This window comes from Paenibacillus sp. OT2-17, from assembly GCF_009827695.1.
In the GTDB taxonomy this organism is placed as follows: Bacteria; Bacillota; Bacilli; order Paenibacillales; family Paenibacillaceae; genus Paenibacillus; species Paenibacillus polymyxa_B.
Map to the genome: position 1 here is coordinate 1 of NZ_WUDQ01000927.1, position 885 is coordinate 885.

Below are 885 nucleotides of genomic sequence, written 5' to 3' on the forward strand. Positions count from 1 at the left end.
GAACGCTGAGCGATAATCCCCACCGGCTGATCCGGTCCCACTCCATCCGCCCGCAGCGTTCGCGCTAAACGATTCGCCAGCTCATTCAGCTCTTGGTAAGTCATACACTTATCTCCAAATATGATTGCCATGTCATCTGGAGTCCTGCTAACCTGCTGCTCAAACCTTCCGTGAATCGTTGCATCCCGCGGAAAATAGGCAGAGGTGTTGTTGAACTCATATAGTAATAAGTGCTTATCTTCTTCTGTCAGCATATCCATGTCAGCCAAGCGAATTCCGACATCTTGAGTTACGATTTCCAACACTTTTATATAATGGAGGGCAAATCGCTCAATCGTCTCCAACTTAAATAGGCTGGTCGCATACTCCCAGGTTAAAGTTAACTGGTCTTGAGTTTCCGTTACATGTAATGAAAGATCGAACTTCGATACACCTAAATTAAACTCATTCGGTTGCAAACGAAGTCCGCCGAGTTCAATGACCTCTGTTCCCTTATTTTGCAGACTGAACATCGTATCAAAGATGGGATTGCGGCTTACATCGCGTACTCGATCCAGTTTGTCGACCAGTTGGTCAAATGGATATTCCTGGTGCTCCAATGCAAGCAGAGTGTTATGTTTGACGTCCTCCAGAAAAGCACTGAATGGCTGGGATGCCAGCGGTCGATTACGGAGAACTAAAGTATTCACAAATATGCCGATCATTGCTTCCGTATCCGCATGCCCTCTACCCGCTGCCGGTGTACCTACGAGGAAGTCCTCTTGCCCGGAGTATTTGCTTAACAGCACATTATAAGCTGCCAAAAGCACCATAAAGAGCGTTGCTCCCGTGTCTCTTGTCAATTGATTAAGTCTATCCGTCAGCTTGGATTGCACAATGAAGGTA

At 46.6% G+C, this 885-nt stretch carries 1 protein-coding gene; it reads right to left on the reverse strand.

The annotated features are described in order from the left end of the window. A partial coding sequence (locus GRP75_RS28230; RefSeq protein WP_160791035.1) for a condensation domain-containing protein occupies positions 1-885 on the reverse strand: 885 nt, incomplete at both ends.